Source organism: Spirosoma fluminis, assembly GCF_054778895.1.
In genome coordinates, this window is the sequence record NZ_BAAGZD010000042.1 from 1 (window position 1) to 517 (window position 517).

The window sequence follows — 517 nt, forward strand, 5'->3', positions numbered from 1 at the left end:
ATGGGAGTTGGGGGGACCTGAAGTTCGGGGTCACAACCGGACAAGGGTAAACTCGGCGACTGGGGCTAAGTCGTAACAAGGTAGCCGTACCGGAAGGTGCGGCTGGAACACCTCCTTTCTGGAGCCATTTTTGATACTACTATTGATGTTAATATGCAAGGATCTGGGCTTGTAGCTCAGGTGGTTAGAGCGCTACACTGATAATGTAGAGGTCCGTGGTTCGAGTCCACGCAGGCCCACGCAAGTAAACATAAGGGGGATTAGCTCAGCTGGCTAGAGCACCTGCTTTGCAAGCAGGGGGTCAACGGTTCGAATCCGTTATTCTCCACATGAACCATTCGGGTTCATTCGTTCTTTGACCTACAGGGAGAGACTTAAGCTGGCGAGAGCCGGCTTAGGGTGAAAAGCAAGTAGAAGAGTTGCTCAAGAGTTGAACTATAAGCGTGAGAACACGCAGCAAAAGGGCGTCTGGGGGATGCCTAAGGCTTCTGGTGGCGATGAAGGACGTGGCAAGCGA

Annotated in this window: 2 tRNA genes and 1 rRNA gene; all 3 read left to right on the top strand. The window is 52.4% G+C overall.

Going from position 1 to position 517, the window contains the following annotated elements:
- Positions 1–118: ribosomal RNA gene (locus tag ACYVBJ_RS26280) — 16S ribosomal RNA — on the top strand; the annotation flags it as partial.
- A gap of 47 nt (positions 119–165) precedes the next feature.
- A tRNA-Ile gene (locus ACYVBJ_RS26285) sits at positions 166–239 on the top strand.
- Positions 240–254: 15 nt separating this feature from the next.
- A tRNA-Ala gene (locus ACYVBJ_RS26290) sits at positions 255–328 on the top strand.
- The last annotated feature ends 189 nt before the right edge of the window (positions 329–517 follow it).